Annotated in this window: 21 protein-coding genes and 1 pseudogene; 14 read left to right on the top strand and 8 right to left on the bottom strand. The window is 69.6% G+C overall.

The window, feature by feature from the left end:
• Position 1: 1 nt before the first annotated feature.
• Genes OQ968_RS14055 through OQ968_RS14040 form a run of 4 tightly spaced genes read right to left on the bottom strand, consistent with a single transcriptional unit; the run spans position 2 to position 4,375 of the window.
• A complete protein-coding gene (locus OQ968_RS14055) occupies positions 2–1,657 on the bottom strand; it encodes a cytochrome bc complex cytochrome b subunit (protein WP_324678784.1) in 1,656 nt (551 codons plus the stop codon).
• Positions 1,654–2,862, bottom strand: a complete 1,209-nt coding sequence (locus OQ968_RS14050) for a ubiquinol-cytochrome c reductase iron-sulfur subunit (RefSeq protein ID WP_324678783.1) — start codon at positions 2,860–2,862, stop codon at positions 1,654–1,656. Before OQ968_RS14050 ends, OQ968_RS14055 begins: the two co-directional genes overlap by 4 nt.
• On the bottom strand, positions 2,859–3,716 hold the full coding sequence (locus tag OQ968_RS14045; RefSeq protein WP_420715909.1) for a c-type cytochrome: 858 nt from the start codon (positions 3,714–3,716) through the stop codon (positions 2,859–2,861). The genes OQ968_RS14050 and OQ968_RS14045 overlap by 4 nt, the downstream gene beginning before the upstream one ends.
• A gap of 47 nt (positions 3,717–3,763) precedes the next feature.
• Complete coding sequence (locus tag OQ968_RS14040) at positions 3,764–4,375, bottom strand: heme-copper oxidase subunit III (protein WP_324678781.1); 612 nt, start codon at positions 4,373–4,375, stop codon at positions 3,764–3,766.
• 114 nt (positions 4,376–4,489) lie between these two features.
• Here OQ968_RS14040 and trpD point away from each other — a divergent pair, with 114 nt between their 5' ends.
• Positions 4,490–5,584: an anthranilate phosphoribosyltransferase gene (gene trpD, locus OQ968_RS14035; RefSeq protein WP_324678779.1), complete on the top strand. Its 1,095-nt coding sequence runs from the start codon at positions 4,490–4,492 to the stop codon at positions 5,582–5,584.
• Here the strand turns inward: trpD and OQ968_RS14030 are convergent.
• Positions 5,522–7,351, bottom strand: a pseudogene (locus OQ968_RS14030) (DEDD exonuclease domain-containing protein); the annotation flags it as partial. The gene trpD and the pseudogene OQ968_RS14030 sit on opposite strands and share 63 nt — an antisense overlap.
• A 130-nt stretch (positions 7,352–7,481) precedes the next feature.
• Between OQ968_RS14030 and OQ968_RS14025 the strand changes: the two are divergent.
• From OQ968_RS14025 to pimB, 4 genes are all read left to right on the top strand, one after another.
• Positions 7,482–7,736, top strand: a complete 255-nt coding sequence (locus OQ968_RS14025) for a hypothetical protein (RefSeq protein ID WP_324678777.1) — start codon at positions 7,482–7,484, stop codon at positions 7,734–7,736.
• 243 nt (positions 7,737–7,979) lie between these two features.
• Positions 7,980–9,074 (top strand): peptidoglycan hydrolase RipC, encoded by a 1,095-nt coding sequence (gene ripC, locus OQ968_RS14020; protein WP_324679210.1) that lies wholly within the window; start codon positions 7,980–7,982, stop codon positions 9,072–9,074.
• A 25-nt stretch (positions 9,075–9,099) separates the two neighbouring features.
• The gene (locus tag OQ968_RS14015; RefSeq protein ID WP_420715916.1) at positions 9,100–9,888 is read left to right on the top strand and encodes a hypothetical protein; all 789 of its coding nucleotides are present in this window, start codon (positions 9,100–9,102) and stop codon (positions 9,886–9,888) included.
• 9 nt (positions 9,889–9,897) lie between these two features.
• Positions 9,898–11,040: a GDP-mannose-dependent alpha-(1-6)-phosphatidylinositol monomannoside mannosyltransferase gene (gene pimB, locus OQ968_RS14010; RefSeq protein ID WP_324678775.1), complete on the top strand. Its 1,143-nt coding sequence runs from the start codon at positions 9,898–9,900 to the stop codon at positions 11,038–11,040.
• A gap of 67 nt (positions 11,041–11,107) precedes the next feature.
• Here the strand turns inward: pimB and OQ968_RS14005 are convergent, their stop codons facing one another.
• The gene (locus OQ968_RS14005; RefSeq protein ID WP_324678773.1) at positions 11,108–12,910 is read right to left on the bottom strand and encodes a long-chain fatty acid--CoA ligase; all 1,803 of its coding nucleotides are present in this window, start codon (positions 12,908–12,910) and stop codon (positions 11,108–11,110) included.
• 147 nt (positions 12,911–13,057) lie between these two features.
• On the opposite strand from OQ968_RS14005, the gene OQ968_RS14000 reads away from it, so the two are divergent.
• The 5 genes from OQ968_RS14000 to OQ968_RS13980 all read left to right on the top strand — a co-directional run bounded on the left by OQ968_RS14000 (position 13,058) and on the right by OQ968_RS13980 (position 16,429).
• Positions 13,058–13,447, top strand: coding sequence for a polyketide cyclase / dehydrase and lipid transport (locus OQ968_RS14000; RefSeq protein WP_324678771.1), 390 nt, complete (start codon positions 13,058–13,060; stop codon positions 13,445–13,447).
• A gap of 60 nt (positions 13,448–13,507) precedes the next feature.
• Positions 13,508–13,945, top strand: coding sequence for an SRPBCC family protein (locus tag OQ968_RS13995; RefSeq protein ID WP_324678769.1), 438 nt, complete (start codon positions 13,508–13,510; stop codon positions 13,943–13,945).
• A complete protein-coding gene (locus tag OQ968_RS13990) occupies positions 13,938–15,212 on the top strand; it encodes an ArsA family ATPase (protein WP_324679206.1) in 1,275 nt (424 codons plus the stop codon). The genes OQ968_RS13995 and OQ968_RS13990 overlap by 8 nt, the downstream gene beginning before the upstream one ends.
• Complete coding sequence (locus tag OQ968_RS13985) at positions 15,209–15,610, top strand: hypothetical protein (protein WP_324678767.1); 402 nt, start codon at positions 15,209–15,211, stop codon at positions 15,608–15,610. The genes OQ968_RS13990 and OQ968_RS13985 overlap by 4 nt, the downstream gene beginning before the upstream one ends.
• A gap of 87 nt (positions 15,611–15,697) precedes the next feature.
• Positions 15,698–16,429, top strand: a complete 732-nt coding sequence (locus tag OQ968_RS13980; protein ID WP_324678765.1) for a lysophospholipid acyltransferase family protein — start codon at positions 15,698–15,700, stop codon at positions 16,427–16,429.
• Positions 16,430–16,440: 11 nt separating this feature from the next.
• Here OQ968_RS13980 and OQ968_RS13975 read toward each other — a convergent pair whose 3' ends face one another.
• Positions 16,441–17,748, bottom strand: a complete 1,308-nt coding sequence (locus OQ968_RS13975) for a glycosyltransferase 87 family protein (RefSeq protein ID WP_324678763.1) — start codon at positions 17,746–17,748, stop codon at positions 16,441–16,443.
• 113 nt (positions 17,749–17,861) lie between these two features.
• On the opposite strand from OQ968_RS13975, the gene OQ968_RS13970 reads away from it, so the two are divergent.
• From OQ968_RS13970 to OQ968_RS13955, 4 genes are all read left to right on the top strand, one after another.
• Positions 17,862–18,728 carry a hypothetical protein gene (locus tag OQ968_RS13970; protein ID WP_420715915.1) on the top strand — a complete coding sequence of 289 codons (867 nt, stop codon included), beginning with the start codon at positions 17,862–17,864 and terminating at the stop codon, positions 18,726–18,728.
• A gap of 9 nt (positions 18,729–18,737) precedes the next feature.
• Complete coding sequence (locus OQ968_RS13965) at positions 18,738–19,238, top strand: polyadenylate-specific 3'-exoribonuclease AS (protein WP_324678761.1); 501 nt, start codon at positions 18,738–18,740, stop codon at positions 19,236–19,238.
• Positions 19,239–19,272: 34 nt separating this feature from the next.
• A complete protein-coding gene (locus OQ968_RS13960; protein WP_324678759.1) occupies positions 19,273–20,658 on the top strand; it encodes a class II 3-deoxy-7-phosphoheptulonate synthase in 1,386 nt (461 codons plus the stop codon).
• Positions 20,659–21,084: 426 nt separating this feature from the next.
• Positions 21,085–22,170: a methyltransferase gene (locus OQ968_RS13955; RefSeq protein ID WP_324678757.1), complete on the top strand. Its 1,086-nt coding sequence runs from the start codon at positions 21,085–21,087 to the stop codon at positions 22,168–22,170.
• A 96-nt stretch (positions 22,171–22,266) separates the two neighbouring features.
• On the opposite strand, the gene OQ968_RS13950 is transcribed toward OQ968_RS13955, so the two are convergent.
• Positions 22,267–22,902 carry a TetR family transcriptional regulator gene (locus OQ968_RS13950; protein WP_324678755.1) on the bottom strand — a complete coding sequence of 212 codons (636 nt, stop codon included), beginning with the start codon at positions 22,900–22,902 and terminating at the stop codon, positions 22,267–22,269.
• Between the last annotated feature and the right edge of the window lie 4 nt (positions 22,903–22,906).

Genomic DNA, 22,906 nt, shown 5'->3' with positions numbered 1-22,906 from the left:
TCTAGTGCTCGCCTTCCTCGCCGTTGGAACCGACGGTGCTGTCCTGGTGCTCGCGTAGCGCGGTCAGGGCGCGTCGCTCGGCCGCGTGCGACGCCTCGCGCAGCGCCGCATCCTCGGACGGCGGATCGGCGAACAAGAAGCTGCCGTGACCCGGCGTCCCGCCCGAGCCCAGCCGGTTCATCTTGTTGGGCACGGGCGCGCCCTGGTACTCCAGGGGGATCGGGTGGCCGTGGTCGTCGACCGGGCCGAGCGGCTGGTGCAGCTCGATGTAGGCGCCGTGCGGCAGCCGCTTGATGATGCCGGTTTCGACGCCGTGCTCGAGCACCGCGCGGTCGCTGCGCTGCAACCCGATGCACCACCGATAGGTGATGAAGAAGATGAACGGCGGCAGGATCACCATCCCGATGCGCCCGATCCACGTCGTCGCGTTCAGCGAGATGTGGAACTTGAACGCGATGATGTCGTTCATCGCCGCCAGGGTCAGCACCATGTAGAAGGAGATCGCCATCGCGCCGATAGAGGTGCGCACCGGGACGTCTCGCGGCCGCTGCAGCAGGTTGTGGTGCGCATAGTCACCCGTGAACCGCTTTTCCAGGAACGGGTAGATGATCAGCAGGATGAACACCGCGCCCATGATCAGCGCCACCCAGACCACGGCTGGAATGGTGTGGTGCCAGAAGTAGAACTCCCACGGCGGCCAGATACGGGCCAGGCCCTCCGTCCACATCATGTAGAAGTCCGGCTGCGAGCCGGCCGACACCTGAGATGGCTTGTAGGGGCCCAGGTTCCAGATCGGGTTGATCTGCAGCAGCCCACCCATCAGGCCCAGCACGCCGACGATGGCGGCGAAAAACGCGCCGGACTTGACCGCGAACACCGGCATCACCCGCACGCCGATGACGTTGTGCTCGGTGCGGCCCGGGCCGGGGAACTGGGTGTGCTTCTGGAACCACACCAGCGCCAGGTGTAATCCGATGAGCGCCAGGATGATTCCGGGGAACAGCAGGATGTGGATGGCGTACAGCCGCGGGATCAGGATGTCGCCGGGGAAGTCCCCGCCGAACAGCGCCCAGTGCAGCCAGGTCCCGATCACCGGCATGCCCAGCGTGATCGACGAGAGCGCGGCCCGCAGCCCGATACCGGACAGCAGGTCGTCGGGCAGCGAGTAGCCGAAGTAGCCCTCGAACATCGAAAGGATCAGCAGCAGCGAACCGATCACCCAGTTCGCCTCGCGCGGGCGCCGGAACGCCCCGGTGAAGAAGATCCGCGCCAGGTGCACCATGATCGCCGCGGAGAACATCAACGCGGCCCAGTGGTGGATCTGCCGGACGAACAGGCCGCCGCGGACTTCGAAGGAGATGTTCAGCGCCGTCTCGTAGGCGCGCGACATCTCCACACCCCGAAGTGGTTGGTAGACACCGTTGTAGGTGACCTCGGTCATGGACGGATCGAAGAACAGCGTCAGGTACACGCCGGTGAGCAGCAGCACGATGAAGCTGTAGAGCGCGATCTCGCCGAGCAGGAACGACCAGTGCGTCGGGAACACCTTGTTGAGCTGCCTGCGCACCGCCGCCGAGGGGTGATAGCGGGTGTCGATGTCCTCGCCCTGCTTGGCCAGGACGTCACCGATCTTCGGGGGGCTCAGTTTGGGACTCATGTCGTCGTCCTCTCCCAAAATGCCGGTCCGACGGGCTCGATGAAGTCGCCGTTGGCGACCAGATACCCGTTGGTGTCGATGGTGATCGGCAGTTGTGCCAACGCACGGGCGGCCGGGCCGAAGATCGGCTTGGCGAAATGCAGTGCGTCGAACTGCGATTGGTGACACGGGCACAAGATCCGGTAGGACTGCTGCTCGTACAGCGACGACGGGCAACCCAGGTGCGAGCAGACCTTGGTGAAGGCGAAGAACTCGCCGAAGTTGAAGCTCTCCTGGCCCTGGCGTTTGACCACGCGCGGCAGGTCGCTGGGCCGAATCCGGATGAGCATCACCGGATTACGCACACCCATCTTGATCGCGGTCAGCTTCTCGTGCGATTCCGCGGTGGTGCCGTCGCCGTCGGACTCCCGCCACGGGAACACGGTCTCCATCGCGCCGGCGTCCATGTCCTCCGGGCGCATCTTGACGAACGGCGCGCCGTTGTGCGAGCCGGTCGCGCGCGCCAGGTAGATGGTCTCGCCGTGGTAGCGCGGGGTCCAGCCCGACGTCCACAGCACGGCCTTCTTGCCGTCCGCGGTGGGCACCACCGGCTTCCACGGGTTCTTGATCAGCCCGCCGAGGAACGCCACCAGGGTGGAAAGGCCGAACGCGCCCAGGCCCATGCCCAGCGACAGCCCGATCAGCTTGCGGCGCCCGATCGTCGAGCCCTCGTAGGCGTCGGCCAGGTTCGCCACCACCGTCTTGCGGTCGATCTCGCGGGACGCGCCGTCGTGGCGTTCCTGGATCGAAATCTCTTCGGGGATAAACCTTTTCTGGAACAGGATGGCGCCGATGGCGATCGCCAGGATGGACAGCCCGAAGGTCAGGCCGTACAGCGGCGTGGTCAGCGAGTACCAGAAGCTTCCGGCGGCCTCGCGGGGCTTGTACTCCCACGGCCAGAACAAGAAGATCAGCAGCAACGCCAGGCCGAAGAAGCCGCCCAGCACGAGCCACAGGGCCACGCCGCGCTCGGCGCGCTTCTCCGCCCTGGTGCCCTCGACCGGCCAGCGCGGCTCCTTGTAGACCGTCTCGACGCCGTCGAGCTTGCCGCCCAGCGCGACCAGTTCGTTTTGCGGCATCGCGACCAGCGCGGCCTCGTTGGGCTCCTGGGCCGCGCCGCCTTTGTCGGTGTCCGAGCCCTTGGGGATGTTCGAGCCGTCGCTCATGATCGCGCCCCAATCCACAGTGCCAGCCCGATGGCGGCGACCATCCCGATGATCCACATCGCCATGCCCTCGGGCGCCGGTCCGAACCCACCGAGGCCGTAGCCGCCGGGCTGGCGCTCCTCGGCGACGGTCCGCACGTAGCCGATGATGTCCTTCTTGGCCTCGAAGGAAAGCTGGCGGTCGGAGAACTTCGGCATGTTCTGCGGGCCGGTCAGCATCGCGTCGAGGATCTGCTGCTCGTTGGCGGGCCCCAGGTCGGGCGCGAACTTACCGGACGACAGCGCCCCGCCCTTCCCGGTGAAGTTGTGGCACGAGGCGCAGTTGAGCCGGAACAGGTCGCCGCCGCGGCCCAGGTCGGTCCCGCGCAGCGAGGACATCGCCACGCTGCCGTCGGGGTTGCGCGTCACGGTGGGGCCGCCGCCGTTGGCCTGCACGTAGGCGCCGATGGCGTCGATCTGCGCCTCGTCGAAGATCGGGTCCTTGCGCGGCGCCTGGGCCTCGCCGCGCATGGCGGGCATCCGGCCGGTGGACACCTGGAAGTAGACGGCGGCCTCGCCGACGCCGATCAGGCTGGGCCCGTGGTCCGGCACGCCCTGCAGGTTGGCGCCGTGGCAGGACACGCACGAGGTGTCGAAAAGCTGTTTGCCCGTGCGCAACAGCGCCGAGGACGACTCGTCGGCGACGGCCACCTGCGGGCGGGGGGTCAGCACCGCGGCCAGGCCGCCGGCGACGGTCAGCGCGATCAGCAGCAGCAGGCCGCCCGACAAGCGGCGGCGCAGCCGCCGGCGCGCGCGATCGTTCCGCTGACCCCGGGGCTTGCCGCCACCGGGTCGGGTAGACCTCAGTTTCTTCAACCGAGCACTCCTGTCATTCCTCTTTGAAAGCCGTTAGGGCGCCGCCTTCATCGGATGAAATAGATCACGGTGAACAGCGCGATCCACACGATGTCGACGAAATGCCAGTAGTAGGAGACGACGATGCTGGCCGTCGCCTGCGCCGGGGTGAACTTGGTCATCGCGGTGCGGGCCAGCAGGAAGATGAAGGCGATCAGCCCGCCGGTGACGTGTAGCCCGTGGAAGCCGGTGGCCAGGTAGAACACGCTGCCGTAGGCGCTGCTCGGGATGGTCGTGCCGTGGGTCATCAGGTGGTAGTACTCGTAGGCCTGGCCGAGCACGAAGAACAGGCCCATCAGGAAGGTGATCACGTACCAGCGGCGCAGCCCGAAGACGTCGCCGCGCTCGGCCGCGAACACCCCCATCTGGCAGGTGAACGACGACGCGATCAGGACCAGCGTCACCGGGACGGCCTGGTACAGATTCAGTTCGGTCGGCGGCGGCGGCCAGCTCCCGCCGGCCTGGGCGCGGGCCGTGAAGTAGAACGCGAACAGCCCAGCAAAGAACATCAGCTCGCTGGAAAGCCACACTATGGTGCCAACACTGACCATGTTGGGGCGATTCAGCGAATGCACCCGTGACGTGATCGCAGTACCCGAGGTCCCCACAGCGCTGGTCACATCCGCAAGTATGACGCTTTGTAGTTGTCGAACTCTACCCGGGTCTGAAATTTCGCCGATCGGCGTTTCGCGCGCAGGTTGGGAGGTGCTCGGCAGTCGTGGGACCATCGGCGCGTGGCTCTGTCATCCGAGGCGTCGTCCGGGGCTCCCTCGCCCGCCGGGTCGGCGCCGTCGTGGCCGCAGGTGCTTGCCCGTTTGACGGACCGGCGGGAACTGGCCCGCGGTCAGGCCGCCTGGGCGATGGACCAGATCATGACGGGCAACGCCAGGCCGGCCCAGATCGCCGCCTTCGCCGTGGCGATGAAGATGAAGGTCCCCACCTCGGCCGAGGTCAGCGAGCTGGCCGACGTCATGCTGAGCCACGCGCGGCGGATGCCCGCCGACGCGATCCGTGACGACACCGTCGACATCGTCGGGACCGGCGGCGACGGCGTCAACACCGTCAACCTGTCCACCATGGCGGCCATCGTGGTCGCGGCCGCGGGCGTCCCCGTGGTCAAGCACGGCAACCGGGCGGCGTCGTCGCTGTCCGGTGGCGCCGACACGCTCGAGGCGCTCGGGGTGCGCATCGACCTCGGGCCCGAGCAGGTCGCGCGCAGCCTCGCCGAAGTCGGGATCGGGTTCTGCTTCGCGCCGGTGTTCCATCCGTCCTACCGGCACGCGTCCGCGGTGCGTCGCGAGATCGGGGTGCCGACGGTGTTCAATCTCCTTGGGCCCCTTACCAATCCGGCGTGGCCGCGGGCCGGGTTGATCGGCTGCGCGTTCGCCGACCTGGCCGAGGTGATGGCCGGGGTGTTCGCCGCGCGTCGCTCCAGCGTCCTGGTGGTGCACGGCGACGACGGGCTCGACGAGTTGACCACCACGACGACGAGCACGATCTGGCGGGTGCAGGCGGGCACGGTGGATCGGCTGACCTTCGATCCCGCCGGATTCGGTTTCGCCCGCGCCGAACTCGACGAGCTGCTGGGCGGCGACGCGCAGGCCAACGCGGCGGAGGTGCGCGCGGTGCTGGCCGGCGCCAAGGGACCGGTCCGCGACGCCGTCGTGCTCAACGCGGCGGGCGCGATCGTCGCCCACGCCGGGCTATCCAGCCGCGCTGAATGGTTGCCGGCGTGGGAGGACGGGCTGAGCCGCGCCGCCGCCGCCATCGACTCCGGTGCCGCCGAACAACTGCTCGCGCGATGGGTGCGGTTCGGCCAGCAGGTCTGAGCCGGCCGTCTGTTCGTAGGCCAGCCGCGCCGAGCGCGCCGCCGCCGCCCACGCCGCCCAGGGGCCGGCCGACCGCAGCGGCGAGGCCCAGCCGTCGTCGCCGACCACCCGGACGATGCGGACCCCGGGGGTCGCCAGCCAGCGCGCGATGAGGGCGGCCTCCTCGACCGGCGCGCCGCCCAGCGGGGCCGGCGCTCGCAGGATCGCCTGTGCGCCGGCCGAAATGGCGTCGACCACCGGCATCGGCGGCACCCCCCGCGTGGCGGCGCCGGCGGCGGCGAGTTGGCCGTGGCGGACGACGGCGAGGTGATAGCCGCCGTTGCCGTCCGGGGCGGCGGCGACCAGCTCGGGCAGCGCGGCCAGGGCGCGCAGCCGCTGGCCGCGCCACAGGGCTTCGACGGCGGTGGCGGCGCGGTCGCGCAGTCGCGCGGCGCTCTCGTAGTGGCGACGCTCGGCGAGCGCGGTGACCTGACCCACGGCCGCGTGCAGCGCGTCGTTGTCCTGGCCGTCGATCAGGTCCGCGGCGCGGGCCACGGCCGCCGCGTATTGGGTGGCCGTCGCGTCGCGGGCGGCCGGACACGGCGACACCTCGCGCTCGGGACAGGCCGGCCCGTGCAGCGCGCCGCGCGCCAGCCGCGCGGTGCAGGTTCGGATCCCGGTGAACCGCGCGAGCAGCCAGGCGGTCTCGGCGGCGTCGGCGCGGGAGCGAAACGGGCCGACGGCACGGTCGTGACGCGGCGAGCGCACCACCGACAGGCGCGGAAACGCCTCGTCGGTCAGCACGACCCACCACCAGCGGTGCGGGAACCGCGACCGGCGGTTGAACGGCGGGGCGTGCGCGGCCAGCAGCCGCAGCTCGCGCACGCCGGCCTCCAGCGCGTGCGCGCACTCGACGTGGTCGACCGCGGCGGCCAGCGTGACCATCTCCTTCATCCGGCCGCGGGGGTCGGCGCCGGTGAAGTACTGGCTCACCCGGCGGCGCAGGTCGACGGCGGTGCCGACGTAGAGCACCTCGCCGGCCGGCCCGCGGAACACGTACACGCCGGGCCGATGCGGCAGGTCATCGGCGAGCGCCCGCTTGCGGCGCTGGGCCGGCGTCACGCCGGGCAGATACGAGCGCAGGTCGGCATAGGTGTGCACGCCCTGGTTGCCCACCCGCTCGATCAGGGCGTGCAGCACGTCGACGGTGGCGCGGGCGTCGTCGAGGGCGCGGTGGGTGGGCTGCGTCGCGACGGCGAACAGCCCGGCGAGGGACGCCAGGCGCACGCTGGGGGCTTCCTCGCGGCTCAGCACCCGGCGGGCCAGCCGCACCGTGCACAGCACTTGCGGTCGCGGCCAAGGGATTTCGCAGCGCTGGGCGGCGGCCCGGAGGAATCCGATGTCGAAGCCGGCGTTGTGAGCGACCCACACCGCCCCGTTGTCCGAGCCGGCGAACTCGAAAAACATCGGCAGCACGGCGTCGATGGTCGGGGCGTCGCACACCATCGCCGTGGTGATGCCGGTGAGCCGCACGATCTGCGGCGGGATGGCGCGCTGCGGGTCGACCAGGGTGGCGAACTCCCCGAGCACCACGCCGCCGCGGACCTTGACCGCACCGATCTCGGTGATGGCGTCGGCCGGCGTTCCGTCGCCGCCGCGGGTGCGCCCGCCGGTGGTCTCCAGGTCCACCACGACGAAGGTGGTCTCGTGCAACGGGGTTTCTTCGCGGGCCCGCCAGGCCGATTCCAGGTCGGCGAAACTCAGCTGAGTCGCACCCGTCACGCCCATGGCGGCGACGTTAAGCACGCCCACCGACACCGCGGCGTTCCCACGCCGCGCCGCGCCCGCGAAAGATGTCGGTGGCCGCGGTTAGCGTTCGGGTAGCCCGACCGGAGCGCGAGCGAGAGGACCCATCCCGATGGCACACAACAGCGGACCCGACAGCAACGGCGTCGCGACGCCCGGGCGGGGCGAACCGGTGGTGATCGACTGCGACGACTGCGCGGTGCGCGGCCCGGGGTGCCGCGATTGCGTGGTCAGCGTGCTACTCGGGGTGCCGGAGACTTTGTTGCAGGACGAACGCGCCGCGCTCGAAGTGCTCGCCGAAGTCGGACTGGCGCCCCGATTGCGGCTGGTGCCGATTCACCGCGATCGCGGTTCCGGCGTCGCGTAAATGCCCTGTGCGCCAAAACCCCCGGAGGGTAGCGGCGCATCGGTTCTCGTTCACAAAGAATTGACAGAATTCTTTCCAATTTCTTAACGACCCGGTTTAGACAAACACCTATATCGTTTCGTAACCTGTTTGAGACCTAAACCAGCTCGACCGCGATGTGTCGATGGCCGTTTAAGGAAGCAAATCTTGAGTTTCGGCTCTGAGTATCCGATTGCGCGTGCCCTCACACGTTCGGTCGTCGCGATGCTGGCGGGCCTCACGGTTTTTGCAGGCGCTCTCGCCGCGAGCGCCGCGGCCGATCCGGCCGACGACGCGATGGCAAAACTCAACGAGCTGTCCCGTCAGGCCGAGCAGACCACCGAGGCGATGCACAGTGCGCGGCTCGACCTCAACGAGAAGCTGGCGGCCCAGCGGGCGGCGGAGAAGAAGCACGCCGACGATCAGGCCGCGGTGGACGCGGCCAAGGCCAAGCTGGCCACCTTCCAGACCGCGGTCAACAAGCTCGCCGCCGCGACGTACATGGGCGGCCGGGTCAGCGGCATGGAGGCCATGCTGACCGCGGGGTCGCCGCAGGGCCTGATCGACAAGATGGCCGTGCAGCGGCTGATGGCGACCCAGATGCGCACGCAGATGGCGGGTTACCGGGCCGCCGGGGAACAGGCCGCCAAGGCCGAGCAGGCATCCGCCAAGTCGGCCGCCGCCGCCAAGAGCGCGGCCGAGCAGGCGGCCGCGGTGCGGGCCAGCCTGCAGTCCAAGCAGAGCCAGCTGCAGGTGCAGATCGCCGTCGTCAAGTCGCAGTACATGCAGTTGTCACCGGACCAGCGGACCGCGCTCGCCGACCCCGGGCCGGTTCCGGCGGCGGCGCCGGCGCCCGGTGCGCCGGCGCCGGACGCGTTGCCGCCCGGTGCTCCACCGCCGGGCGGCCAGGCACCGGGTGTGGCCCCGCCGCCCTTCGGACTGCCCGGACCGCAGCCCGGCGGCGTGGGCGGCGGTGACCGCGCGACCGTCGTACAGGCGGCGTTGACGCAGGTCGGAACGCCCTATGTGTGGGGCGGCGCGGGACCCGGCGGGTTCGACTGCTCCGGGTTGGTGATGTGGGCGTTCCAGCAGGCCGGCATCTCGCTGCCGCATTCCAGCCAGGCGCAGGCTCAGGGCGGTCAGCCGGTGGCGCTGTCGGACCTGCAGCCCGGCGACGTGGTGACCTTCTATAACGATGCGTCACATAGCGGCCTCTACGTCGGCGACGGCATGGTGATCCATTCCTCCACCTACGGCCAGCCGGTGCGGGTGGTGCCGATGAACGCCGCAGGCCCGGTCCACGACGCCCGTCGCTACTGAACGCCGGCGCCGGGCCGCGAGAATTCTGCTGGGCACCGTCCTCGTCGCTGAGCTGATCGCGGGCACGGCGCTGCCCGCCGCCCCCGCCGAGGACCCCAGCGCGGCGCCCCTGGTCGTCCGCGACCGCGCGGTCTACCTGCTCGGCGGTGGTCCGGCCACCGATCGGCTGCTGTCGCGCATCGCGTCGAACATCGGCGCCGCCGTCGACCGGGTGGAGGCCTTCTGGGGCGTCGACTGGCCGCGCGACATCTCGGTGCTTGCCACCGTTTCCGACGACGAGTTCCGCGCCGCCGCGGGCGGCGGGCCGGCCCCGCAGTGGGCCGATATCGCGGCGGTGACGGTCGTCGACCGCGTCGACCCCGAGCACCGGGTGGCGATCGGCCAGCGGATCGTGTTCGCGCCGGGCGCGGCCGGCATGACCGAACCGGCGCTGCGAATAGTGTTGAGCCACGAGCTTTTTCACTACGCGGCGCGCGTCGACACCGCGCCCGACGCGCCGCGCTGGCTGACCGAAGGGGTCGCCGACTTCGTCGCCCGGCCGATCGACCCGGTGCCCCCCGGCGCGCGGTCCGTGGTGACCCTGCCGTCGGACGCCGACCTGGACACACCCGGGCCGCAGCGCTCGTCGGGATACGACCGAGCCTGGTGGTTCGCCCGCTTCGTCGCCGACGCCTACGGGGCCGCCAAGCTGCGGGCGTTCTATCTGGCCGCGTGCGGGGTCGGGCACGCCGACCTGCCGACCGCGATGCGCGACGTCCTCGGCACCGACTCGGCCAGGCTGCTCGCCCGCTGGAAAGAATGGATGGTCGGCTAGCCTGACGCAGTGAGCCGGGTCCTGCTGGTAACCAACGACTTTCCGCCCCGACGCGGCGGCATCCAGTCCTACCTGGGGGAGTTCGTCGGCCGGCTCGTTGACGCGGGCTCGCATGCGGTGACGGTGTACGCGCCGCAATGGAAGGGCGCCGACGCGTTCGACGACGCCGCCGCCGCTGCCGGTTATCGGGTGGTGCGCCACCCGGGCACCCTGATGCTGCCCGGCCCGACGGTCGACGCCCGGATGCGCCGGCTGATCGGCGAGCACGGCATCGACACGGTGTGGTTCGGCGCGGCCGCGCCGCTGGCCCTGCTGGCGCCGCGGGCCCGGCAGGCGGGGGCGAAGCGGATCGTGGCCAGCACGCACGGCCACGAGGTGGGCTGGTCGATGCTCCCGGTCGCCCGATCGGTGCTGCGGCGCATCGGCGACGGCACCGACGTGGTGACCTTCGTCAGCCGCTACACCCGCGGCAGGTTCGCGTCGGCCTTCGGGCCCGGGGCGTCGTTGGAATACCTGCCGCCGGGGGTGGACACCGACCGGTTCCATCCCGATCCGGCCGCCCGCGCCGAGCTGCGGCGGCGCTACCGGCTGGGCGATCGGCCGATCATTGTGTGCGTGTCCCGCCTGGTGCCGCGCAAAGGCCAGGACATGCTGATCAGGGCGTTGCCGTCGATCCGGCGGCGCGTCGACGGGGCCGCGCTGCTGATCGTCGGCGGCGGGCCGTACCTGGAGGCGCTGCAGAAGCAGGCCCTCGCGTGCGGTGTGGCCGACCACGTGACCTTCACCGGTGGCGTGCCGACCGCCGAGCTGGCCGCCCACCACGCGGTGGCCGACGTGTTCGCGATGCCGTGCCGCACCCGCGGCGCGGGCATGGACGTCGAGGGCCTGGGCATCGTGTTCTTGGAGGCCTCGGCGACCGGCGTGCCGGTGGTCGCCGGACGGTCTGGCGGGGCGCCAGAAGCCGTGCGGCACAACAAGACCGGGCTGGTGGTCGACGGCCGCTCGGTGGACGAGGTCGTCGGCGCCGTCACCGCGTTGCTCACCGATCGCGATCGGGCCGCCGCGATGGGCGCCGCGGGGCGCGAGTGGGTGACGTCGCAATGGCGCTGGGACACGCTGGCCGCCCGGCTGGCCGTTCTGTTGCGCGGCTAAGGACGGCGAGCAGACGTAAAAGACCCCAAAACCGCATGGTTTTGGGGGCTTTTACGTCTGCTCGCCATCAGTCCTTGGTGTAGATCGCCTCGATGTCGGAGGCGAACTTCTCGGCCACCACGTTGCGCTTGACCTTCATCGTCGGCGTCAGCTCGCCGCTGTCCTCGGTGAAGTCGACCGGCAGGATGCGGAACTTGCGGATCGACTCGGCATGCGACACCGACAGGTTGGCCTTCTTGACGGCCGCGTCCACCTCGGCGACCAGGTCCGGGTCGCTGGCCAGGTCGCCCACCGAGGCGCCCGCCGGCTTGCTGTTGCGTTCCTTCCAGCCGCCGAACGACTCGGGGTCGATGGTGATCAGCGCGCCGATGAACGGCTTGGCATCCCCGACGACCATGGCCTGGCTGATCAGCGGGTGCGCCCGCAGCTGGTCCTCGAGCACCGCGGGGGCGACGTTCTTCCCGCCCGCGGTGACGATGATCTCCTTCTTGCGGCCGGTGATCGTCAGGAAGCCGTCGTCGTCGATGGCGCCGAGATCGCCGGTCTTGAACCAGCCGTTGGCGAACGCCTCCTCGGTGGCCTGCTCGTTGCGCCAGTACCCGCCGAACACCACGCCGCCGCGCACCAACAGCTCCTTGTCCTCGGCGATGCGCAAACTGTTGCCGGGCACCAGCTTTCCCACGGTCCCGATCTTCAGCGCCTCGATCTGGTTGACCGTGATGGCCGCGCTGGTCTCGGTCAGGCCGTAGCCCTCGTAGATGGTCAGGCCGACGCCGCGGTAGAAGTGGCCCAGCCGCGCGCCCAGCGGTGCGCCACCGGAGACGGCGGCGCGGCAGTCGCCGCCGAGTGCAGCGCGCAGCTTGTGGTAGACCAGCCGGTCGAACACGGCGTGCTTGGCCCGCAGCAGCGGCCCCGGCCGGCCGTCGTCGTGAGCCTGGCTCCAGTCGACCGCGGTCTGCGCCGCCCGCTTGAAGATCCAGCCCTTGCCGTCGTTGACGGCGTTCTGCTCGGCGGTGTTGTAGACCTTCTCGAACACGCGCGGAACCGACACCACCACAGTCGGTTTGAACACCCCGAACATCGGCAGCAGGTTCTTGATGTCGCTGGTGAATCCGACGGTGACCTTGCTGGCGAACGCCGACAGGGTCAGCGCCCGGGCCAGCACGTGGGCCAGCGGCAGGAAAACCAGCAGCCGTTGCCCCTTCGTCAGCAGCGTGGGCAGGCACTCCTGGGTGCCGCGGATCTCGTGCAGCAGGTTGGAGTGGGTGAGCTGGCAGCCCTTGGGCCGTCCGGTGGTGCCCGAGGTGTAGATCAGCGTCGCCGGGTGCTCGGCGCGCAGCGCCTCGAGCCGGGCGGTCAGCTCGGCCGGGTCGACCGACGCGCCGGCCTCGACAAGCTGGTCGAGCGCCCTGGGGCCCGATCCGTCGATGTGCAGCACCCGGCGCAGCGCCGGCAACTCGCCGGTGAGCTCGGTGACGATCGCCGCGTGCTCGTCAGTTTGGGCGAAGGCCAGCACCGCCTCGGAATTCTGCAGCACCCAGCGCACCTGCTCGGCCGACGACGTCTCGTAGATCGGCACGGTGACGGCGCCCACCGACAGAATCGCCAGGTCGAGGATGGCCCACTCGTAGCAGGTGGCGGAAAAGATCGACACCCGGTCACCGGCCTGCACCCCCAGCGAGATCAAACCCAGTGCGGCGGAACGAATCTGGTCGGCGGCCTCGGCGCACGTGACGTCGGTCCAGACGCCGTCGATCAGGCGTTGGTAGATGGCGAAGTCGGGGTCGTCGCGCTCGTGCTCGAAGACCGCCGCCGCGACGTTGTCGCGCTCGCCGACGGAAAAGCGGGCGGGGACGCTGTACTCACGCACTCTTGACCTCGTTTGACCTAGTGACGTTGCCGGGGCGGCCTGCTGTCGACCAGCCTAATCCGACCATTCGCCCAGCACCGCGACGGTCCGGCGGCCCGCCGTGAGGTCGTCGATCGGCGCCCGCGCCCGGTGTGTGAAGCTGGGGCGGTGCACAGCATCCAGATCGCCGACCAGACGTTCGTCGCCGCCGACGGCGCGCGGGTCGGCGCCGCGGTCTCCGATCGGTCGAAGTGGCGCCGCTGGTGGCCCGACCTGCGGCTGCAGGTCGTCGAGGAGCGCGGCGAAAAGGGTATCCGCTGGGCGGTGACCGGCGCGTTGACCGGCACCATGGAGATCTGGCTCGAGCCCTGCCTGGATGGCGTGGTGCTGCACTACTTCCTGCACGCCGAGCCGACCGGCGTCGCCGCCTGGCAGCTGGCCAAGCTGAACCTGGCGAAAATGACGCACCGCCGGAGGGTGGCCGGCAAGAAAATGGCGTTCGAGGTCAAGGCGACACTGGAACGGTCGCGTCCGGTCGGGGTTTCTCCGGTAGTTTAGCCGGGTCAGGTTTTCGCACGGGCCGGTCGACCCGACTGCGACAGAGAGGGCAGCAGCCAGGTGGCGGAGAAGACGACGCAAACCATCCACATCGAAGCCGACCCCGACACGGTGCTGGAGGTGATCGCCGACATCGATTCCTACCCCGAATGGATCTCGGAGTACAAGGAAGCCGAGGTGCAGCAAAGGGGCGCCGACGGCTACCCGAAGGTCGCGCGATTCGTGATGGACGCTGGCGTCATCAAGGACACCATGGTCATGTCCTACGAGTGGCCGGCCGACCGCCGGTCGCTGAGCTGGACCCTGGTCTCCAGCTCGCTGTTGCGTTCCCTTGAAGGCTCATATCGCTTGGCGCCCAAGGGTTCTGGTACCGATGTCACCTACGAGCTCTCGGTGGATCTTGCCATCCCGATGATCGGGTTGCTCAAGCGCAAGGCCGAGCGCAGGCTGACCGACCACGCGTTGAAGGATCTCAAGAAACGAGTCGAGGCTGAGTGAGTCTGCGCAGCCCCGCCCGGCCCGGATCAGCCTCTTCGTAGGGAAGGGCGGGGTGGGGAAATCCACCCTGGCATGTGCCACCGCGGTCTGCGATGCGAGCGAGGGCCAGCGGGTGCTGGTGGTGTCCACCGACCAGGCGCACTCCCTGGGCGACGTGCTGGGTGTGCCGGTGCCGCCGTGCGGCCGCGACGATCCGGTGCGGGTGTTCGCCGATCTCGAAACCGATGACGCCGGGGCCGGCGGCGGCTTTCTCGACGCGCTGGCCCTGGACACGCTGGCGCTCCTCGAGTCGCGCTGGCACGACGTCGTCGCCGCGCTGGATCGGCGGTTCCCCGACTCCGAGCTGAGCACCATTGCCCCCGAAGAACTCTCGGCGCTGCCCGGCATCCAGGAGGTGCTCGGCCTGCACGCCGTCGGCGAGCTCGCGGCGTCCGGGCGGTGGGACCGCGTCGTCGTCGACTGCGCCTCGACGGCGGACGCGCTGCGCATGCTGACGTTGCCCGCCACCTTCGCGCTGTATGTGGAGCGCGCGTGGCCGCGCCATCGCCGGCTGTCCATCGCCGCCGACGACGCCAGGTCGGCCGCGGTGGTGGAACTGCTGGAGCGCATCAGCGCCAGCGTCGACGCGCTCGGCGCGCTGCTGACCGACGGCGAGCTGGTCGGCGCGCACCTGGTGCTGACGCCCGAACGGGTGGTCGCGGCCGAGGCGGCCCGGACGCTGGGTTCGCTGGCGCTGATGGGTGTCCGCGTCGAGGAGCTGATCGTCAATCAGGTCCTGACCGAGGACGAGTCCTACGAGTACCGCAACCTGCCCGACCACCCGGCCTTCTACTGGTACGGCGAACGCATCTCCGAACAGCGTGCCGTGCTCGGCGAACTCGACGCCACCATCGGCGACGTGGCCCTGGTGCTGACCCCGCACCTGTCGGGGGAACCCATCGGCCCCAAGGCGCTGGCCGGGCTGCTCGACGGAGCCCGGCGCCGGCGTGGGGCGCCGCCGCCCGGGCCCCTGCGCCCTATTGTTGACCTGGAATCCGGGTCGGGACTTGGGTCGATATACCGCATGCGGCTAGCGTTACCCCAGCTCGATCCCGGCGCGCTGGCGCTGGGGCGGGTCGACGACGACCTGATCATCAGCGCCGGCGGGCTGCGGCGCAGGGTTCGGCTGGCGTCGGTGCTGCGGCGGTGCACGGTGCTGGACGCACATCTGCGGGGCAGTGAGCTGACAGTTCGTTTTCGACCAGATCCGGAGGTGTGGCCTAAGTGAGTGGGGCTCACCCCGACCTCGGTCCCGAGTTGCGCAAGCTCGCCCAGGCGATCCTGGACGGGATCGACCCGGCGGTGCGGGCCGCGGCCGCGTTGACGGCCGGCGCCGGCGTCGGCACCGGCAAGTGCCAGCAGGTGTGGTGCCCGGTGTGCGCGCTGGCCGCGTTGGCCACCGGCGATCAGCACCCGCTGCTCACCGTCGTCGCCGACCACAGCATCGCCCTGCTCGAGGTGATCCGCGCCATCGTCGACGACATCGACCGGTCCGCCGAACCGACGCCGCCACCGGACGGCCCACCCGGCGGCGGCGTCCCGACCGAGCCGAACGGCGGGGCCGCCCCCGCCGATGCCGCGGCGAGGACGCGTTACCAGCCGATCCCGGTCACCGTCGAGGAGTGATCCCTCGCAGCGAAGGTTGGTTCCTTGCGCTGCGGGTCGGTACAGTTGGCGCCAACACCATCATCGAGTCGGGCGAGAGGGAGGGCCATGTGGTACTGGCTGTTCAAGTACGTCCTCCTGGGCCCGTTGCTGACGGTCCTCGGTCGGCCGAAAGTCGAAGGCCTGGAACACGTTCCGAGTTCGGGGCCGGCGATCCTGGCCAGTAACCACCTGGCGGTGATGGACAGCTTCTTCCTGCCGCTGGTGGTGCGCCGCCGCATCACCTTCCTGGCAAAGTCCGAATATTTCACCGGCACCGGACTCAAGGGCTGGTTCAGCCGCTGGTTCTTCACCGCCGTCGGGCAGGTCCCCATCGACCGCTCCAGCGCCGACGCCGCGCAGGCCGCGCTCAACACCGCCGAGCAGGTGCTGGCCCAGGGCAAGCTGCTGGGCATGTACCCCGAGGGCACCCGCTCGCCCGACGGGCGGCTGTACAAGGGCAAGACCGGGCTCGCCCGGCTGGCGCTGCACACCGGGGTCCCGGTGATCCCGGTGGCGATGATCGGCACCAACGTCGTCAACCCGCCCGGCTCCTCGATGCTGCGCTTCGGGCGGGTCACCGTGCGCTTCGGCAAGCCGATGGACTTCTCCCGATTCGAGGGGCTGGCCGGCAACCGCTTCATCGAGCGGGCCGTCACCGACGAGGTGATCTACGAGCTGATGGGGCTGTCCGGCCAGGAGTACGTCGACATCTACGCGGCCAGCCTCAAGGAACACGGCTCCAACGGTCAGGGCTCGGCCGCCGACGCGGCCCGGATCCCCGAGACCGCCGTCGGGTAGCGCCCGGCAAGTCAGCCGACGGCCGTGGCCGGCGCCAGCGGCGTCGCCGCCGGGTGCTGCGTCCCCACCCGGGCGGTGACGGCGAGTCCCGCGGTGACGATGACCGCCAGCGCCCACCACACGTAGGACGTCCCGACGAGCTGGCGCCACCAGTTCGCGGTCGTCTCGTGGTGCTTGGGAAGCAGGTCGATCGGCGTCCACCTCATCACCGCCACCCCGGTCAGGCTGACCGCCGCCAGCGCGACGCTGCGGCGTCGCCACGCCAGCACCCCGGTCACCAGCACCGCCGGCAGCGCCCAGACCCAGTGGTGCGACCACGACACCGGCGAAACCACCAGGCCGAACAGGGCGACGCAGACCAGCGCCAGCGCCGGCTCCCCGGCCCGCAGCACCCGCCGCATCGCCCAAATGGTCAGCGCCAGCACGACCAGGCAGGCGGCCACCCACAGCGGGAAGCGTTCGTGCTCACCGAGCCCCAGCCGGGCCAGCGCGCCCGCGATGTTCTGGTCGGTGTTCAGCGCCGTCTCACCGATCCGGTCGGTGTGGTGCACGGTGTGGGTCCAGTACTCCCACGAGTCGCTCCAGGCCAACACGAAACCCAGCAGCGTCGCGCCCACGAAAGACGCCATCGCCGCCCATGCCGCGCGGTTGTCGCGGCGCAGCACGAAGTAGAGCAGAAACACCGCCGGGGTGAGCTTCAGCGCCATCCCCAGGCCCAGCAGCAGCCCGCGGGGCCAGGGCGTGCGGCGCGGCAGGCAGTCGGCGAGCACCAGCGTCATCAGCACGACGTTGATCTGGCCGAAGGCGAAGTTCGAGGTGATCGGTTCCAGCCAGATCGTCGCCGCGGCCGCGATGAGCACGGCCAGCCACAACCGGCGCAGCCAGGCCGGCCCGGGCAGCACCCTGGAGGTGCTCCACACGCCGAGGCTGGTCAGCACGATCGTCGTGGAGGCGACCAGCAGCGCGGAGGTCAGCACCGTGATCGCGACGCTCGCGGCCGGCATGTGCAGCCAGGAGAACGGGCAGAACACGATGGCGGCCAGCGGGGGATAGGTGAACGGCAGGTTCAGCCCGATGGGTGTGTGAAACAGCACGTCGCCGCGGTACAGCGGGCGCCCGTCCAGCCAGGCCTGTCCGCCCATCTGATAGATGTCGATGTCGATGCGGTAGGGCGTGTGCCCGAACAGGCGGCCACCCACGTAGTACAGCGCCGCGGCGGCCAGTAGCCAGAGCAGGCACCACAGCAACACCCGCCCGGGGCTCTGTTTGCTTTGGAGTTTGCCTTGCAAGCCCACGCCGGGCGCCCGCCATCTACTCATGTCGCAGAACAGCGTAATCGGTGTCGGCGCCGCGACGTGCCACAGCGCGGCTCCAACCCTGCCCGACGGTGCAGGCGTACGTTTCTAGAGTGCTCCACTGGTTCGTGTTCGGGCTGACCCATTGGTTCGCCCATGACATCCACGAGGGTGGCCGGCTGCCGCTGCTGTGCTGCCTGGTGGCCTTCATCCTTACGTTTTTCGTGGCGCGAACGTTCGTCCGCATCATCCGCCACCGCGCCGAGGCGGGTCTGCCGACGCGCTGGTGGCAACCGCGCAACGTCCACATCGGGGGAGTGCACATCCACCACGTGACATTCGGAGTCGTCATGGTGTTGGTTTCCGGGCTGACGCTGGTGACCCTGTCCATAGACGGGCACGAACCCGAGTTCGTCTTGGCGGCAACCTTTTTCGGGATCGGCGCCGCACTGGTCCTCGACGAGTACGCGTTGATCCTGCACCTGTCCGACGTCTACTGGTCCGAAGACGGCCGCACGTCGGTGGACGCGGTGTTCGCCGCGGTGGCGGTGGCAGGGCTGTTGATCATGGGTCTGCACCCGCTGATGTTCTTTCTGCCGATCTGGCACGGCGCCGAAACTGGATCGGTGGTGCTGCGGGCCGCGGTAGGCACCGCGATGGCCTTGACGTTGCCGCTGGCCGTGGTGGTGGTGCTCAAGGGCAAGGTGTGGACCGGCCTGCTCGGGATGTTCATCGTCGTCCTGCTGGTCATCGGCGCGGTCCGGTTGTCGCGCCCGCACGCCCCGTGGGCCCGGTGGCGCTACACCACCCAGCCGGACAAGATGCGGCGCGCGCTGCAGCGGGAACGCCGGCTGCGCCGCCCGGTGGTGCGGGTCAAGCTGTGGGTGCAGTGCGCGATCGCGGGCACGCCCGGCCTGCCCGACGAACGCGCCGTCGACGCCCAGCTCGACCACGACGTCCACCCGGCGCCGGCGCCCACCGGGCCCATCCTGATCGGTAGATAGCCTTTCGGGGTGCGGTACTTCTACGACACCGAGTTCATCGAGGACGGCCGCACCATCGAGCTGATCTCGATCGGGGTGGTCGCCGAGGATGGCCGCGAGTACTACGCCGTGTCCACCGAGTTCGACCCCGAGCGCGCGGGCAGCTGGGTGCGCGCCAACGTGCTGCCCAAGCTGCCGCCCCCGGCCTCGCCGTTGTGGCGCTCGCGCAAGCAGATTCGCTTGGACCTGGAGGAGTTCTTCGGCGTGTCCGGCGCCGGCGCCGAGCCGATCGAGCTGTGGGCCTGGGTGGGCGCCTACGACCACGTCGCCCTGTGCCAGTTGTGGGGCCCGATGCCGGGCCTGCCGAAGGCGTTGCCCCGCTTCACCCGGGAGCTGCGGCAGCTGTGGGAGGACCGCGGGTGCCCGCCGATGCCGCCGCGCCCGCGCGAGGCGCACGACGCCCTGGTCGACGCCCGCGACCAGCTGCGCCGATTCCGGCTGATCACCTCCGGGGATGGGTGTTCGCCCTGATCAGGCGTTAGCCGTCCCCGGTTACCATGGACCGATGAACTGGACCGTCGACATCCCGATCGAGCAGCTGCCGCCGCTGCCGCCGCTGCCGCCTGACCTGCGCGCCCGCCTGGACGCCGCACTGGCCAAGCCGGCCGCTCAGCAGCCCAGCTGGCCCGCCGACCGGGCCGAGGCGATGCGCACGGTTCTGGAGAGCGTGCCGCCGGTGACGGTGCCGTCCGAGATCGTCCGGCTGCAGGAGCAGCTGGCCCAGGTCGCGCGGGGCGAGGCGTTCCTGCTGCAGGGCGGCGACTGCGCGGAGACGTTCGTCGACAACACCGAGCCCCACATCCGCGGCAATGTCCGCGCCCTGCTGCAGATGGCCGTGGTGCTGACCTACGGCGCCAGCCTGCCCGTGGTGAAGGTGGCGCGCATCGCGGGACAGTACGCCAAGCCGCGGTCCGCCGACATCGACGCGCTGGGCCTGCGGTCCTACCGCGGCGACATGATCAACGGCTTCGCCCCGGATGCCGCGGCGCGCGAACACGATCCGTCGCGCCTGGTGCGCGCCTACGCCAACGCCAGCGCGGCGATGAACCTGGTGCGAGCGCTGACCTCGTCGGGGCTGGCGTCGCTGCACCTGGTGCACGACTGGAACCGCGAATTCGTCCGGACCTCGCCGGCCGGGGCGCGCTATGAGGCGCTGGCCACCGAGATCGACCGCGGTTTGCGGTTCATGAGCGCCTGCGGGGTGGCCGACCGCAACCTGCAAACCGCCGAAATCTATTCCAGCCATGAGGCTTTGGTGCTCGACTACGAGCGCGCCATGTTGCGCCTTTCGGACGTCGAAGGAACGCCGCAACTGTACGACCTGTCGGCGCACACCGTGTGGATCGGCGAGCGGACCCGTCAGCTCGACGGCGCGCACGTCGCGTTCGCCGAGGTGATCGCGAACCCGATCGGCGTCAAGATGGGCCCGACGATGACCCCGGAGCTGGCCGTCGAGTACGTCGAGCGGCTCGACCCGCACAACAGGCCGGGCCGGCTGACGCTGGTGAGCAGGCTGGGCAACAACAAGGTGCGCGACCTGCTGCCGCCGATCGTGGAGAAGGTGCAGGCCACCGGTCATCAGGTGATCTGGCAGTGCGACCCGATGCACGGCAACACCCACGAGTCGTCGAACGGGTACAAGACGCGGCACTTCGACCGCATCGTCGACGAGGTGCAGGGCTTCTTCGAGGTGCACCGGGCGCTGGGCACCCATCCGGGCGGCATCCACGTCGAGATCACCGGCGAGGACGTCACCGAGTGTTTGGGTGGCGCGCAAGACATTTCGGACCTGGACTTGGCGGGTCGCTACGAGACGGCGTGCGACCCGCGGCTGAACACCCAGCAGTCGCTGGAGCTGGCCTTCCTGGTCGCCGAGATGCTCCGCGACTGACCTTTTTGCCCGCGAGCGTGCACCGTTGTACGCCACGCGCGGCGTGCCGCTGTACAGACATGCACGCTCGCGCAAAGGGGTAAGCGCTACAGCTTTACCCCGCCGCAACCCCGAGGGGCGGCCCGACAGCGGCCCCACCGGCCAAGCATCCGCTCGCTGTTGCCGCGGCAAATGCGAGCATCGCCGCGATGACCAACTTCGTGACTAAACGTGACATGACGACTCCGTTCATCTGGTCCCTGCCAGCACTCTAGGCAGAGCGTCAGCGTATTTCAATGACTATTGAAATATTGCCGGTTTGCGCGCATAGTTCCTATGCGGACAGATCGATCGGTCGTCGCGCTTCGTCCTGTCCGAGCACCTGAGAGAACTCAAGCCACGGAACGCTCGTCCATCGTGGCGAAGGTGAACGAGAAAGGTAGTTACGTGGCATCTAAGGTTCCGCCGGTCAGGGTCGCGCGTGCCGTCGAACGTGCACGCCAGCACCTGTCGCGTTTGCGGCAACGCTCGGCTCCGCCCGCGGCGGTGATGCTGGAATTGATCCTGAACGCGTGGGTGGCTCAGGCGATCACGTCCGCGGCGGATCTTGGCGTGGCAGACGCCCTGGCGGATGGCCCATTGTTCGGCGAGCAGCTGGCAGACCGGGTCGGCGCCGACGCCGACGCTCTGCGGCGACTCATGCGCGCATTGATCGGCATCGGGATTTTCACCCAGCGCGGCGACGGGCGCTACGCACTTACCCCGCTCGCGTCGACGCTGCGCACCGACGCGCCAGTGTCGATGGCCGGCATGGCGCGGTGGGTCGGGTCGCCACAGCATCGCGAGCACTGGAGCCACCTGACGGAGGCGATCCGGACCGGGCGTCCGGTGCTCCCGAGGCTTCGCGGCAAACCGGCCTTCGAGTACCTGGTCGAGGAAGCGGAGCTGGGTGGGATTTTCAACTCCGCCATGACCAATCTGTCCGAGTTCGCGACCTTGCCCTTGACCGCGGCCTACGACTTCAGTGCCTTCGGCACGATCGTCGATGTCGGTGGCGGACACGGTCGGCTGTTGGCGGCGATCCTGCAGACGGCTCCGAATTCGCGCGGCGTGCTGTTCGATCTTCCGGAGGTCGTGGCGGACGCCCCGGAGTTGCTTCGCAAATACGGTGTCGGGGACCGCGTCCGAATCGAGGAGGGCTCGTTCTTCGATTCCGCGCCCGAGGGCGGCGACGCGTATGTGCTCAAGAACGTCATCCACGACTGGTCCGAGGAGGACGCGGTCCGCATCCTGAAGAATGTCCGCACCGCGGCCCGCCCCGGCACGCGACTGTTGCTCTGCGAGTTCGTCATTCCCGACCACGACCGCGACTTCCACGGCAAGTGGGTGGACATCGAGATGCTGGTCGTCGCCGGCGCGCGCGAACGCACCGCGGACGAGTACGGCCGGCTGTTCGACCAAACCGGTTTCCGGTTGAACCGCGTCGTCGACACCGTGTCGCCGCTCAGCATCGTTGAGGCGACCGCGGTGTAGCCGAGGCTGGGCGGAGTGGAGCGCTAGGGCGAGTGGCGAGATCTCGGCACGGCCGAAATACCCTGCCCTCCTGCGTATTTCGGTGCCTTGGCAGGGTTACTGCGATGGAAGGTCCAGCCCCAGCTCGTCGGCGGGGCCGGTTAAGAAGTGGTGCACCACGGGTCCCACTAACCTGACCACCTCTTCGACCCCGAGCGACGACAGAGGCGGCACACGCATGATGTATCGCAACATCGCGGTGCCGACGAGGTTGGTCGCTGCCAGCATCGCGCGCAGTCGCGCTTCAGCGCCACCGCCCAAAGCGGTTGACACCGCGGTGAGCAGATAGTCGTGCAGAAAACCGCGAAACGCCTCGTTGGCATCGCGATTGGACGTGGCCGATTGCACCATTGAGGTCATGCTCGCGGCAGAATCGGGTTGCTCCCAGATACCGAGGTAGGCCCGCACCACGCGGCAGCCCAAGTCGTCGTCCTTATCGGCGAGCTCGGTCGTCAGCAGGTCAGACGGCAGCACCAACTTCATCGATTCGCGAAACAATGCCGCCTTCGAGCCGAAGAGATAGATGACCATCGACGGATCTACTCGCGCATCCTCGGCAATCGCTCGCAGCGTCGTCTTGTCATAGCCGTCCACGGCGAACTGCCGCTTTGCCGCGCTGAGCACCGCGTCGCGCGATACCGGCTCGCCTTGGCGTCGGCCTCGCCGCTTCGTCATTTCCCCAGGTGACGGCATGTGC

The sequence above is a fragment of the Mycobacterium sp. 663a-19 genome (assembly GCF_035616495.1).
In the GTDB taxonomy this organism is placed as follows: Bacteria; Actinomycetota; Actinomycetes; order Mycobacteriales; family Mycobacteriaceae; genus Mycobacterium.
Note: the sequence above shows the minus strand (reverse complement) of the source record. Positions and strands in the feature narration are given on the sequence as shown.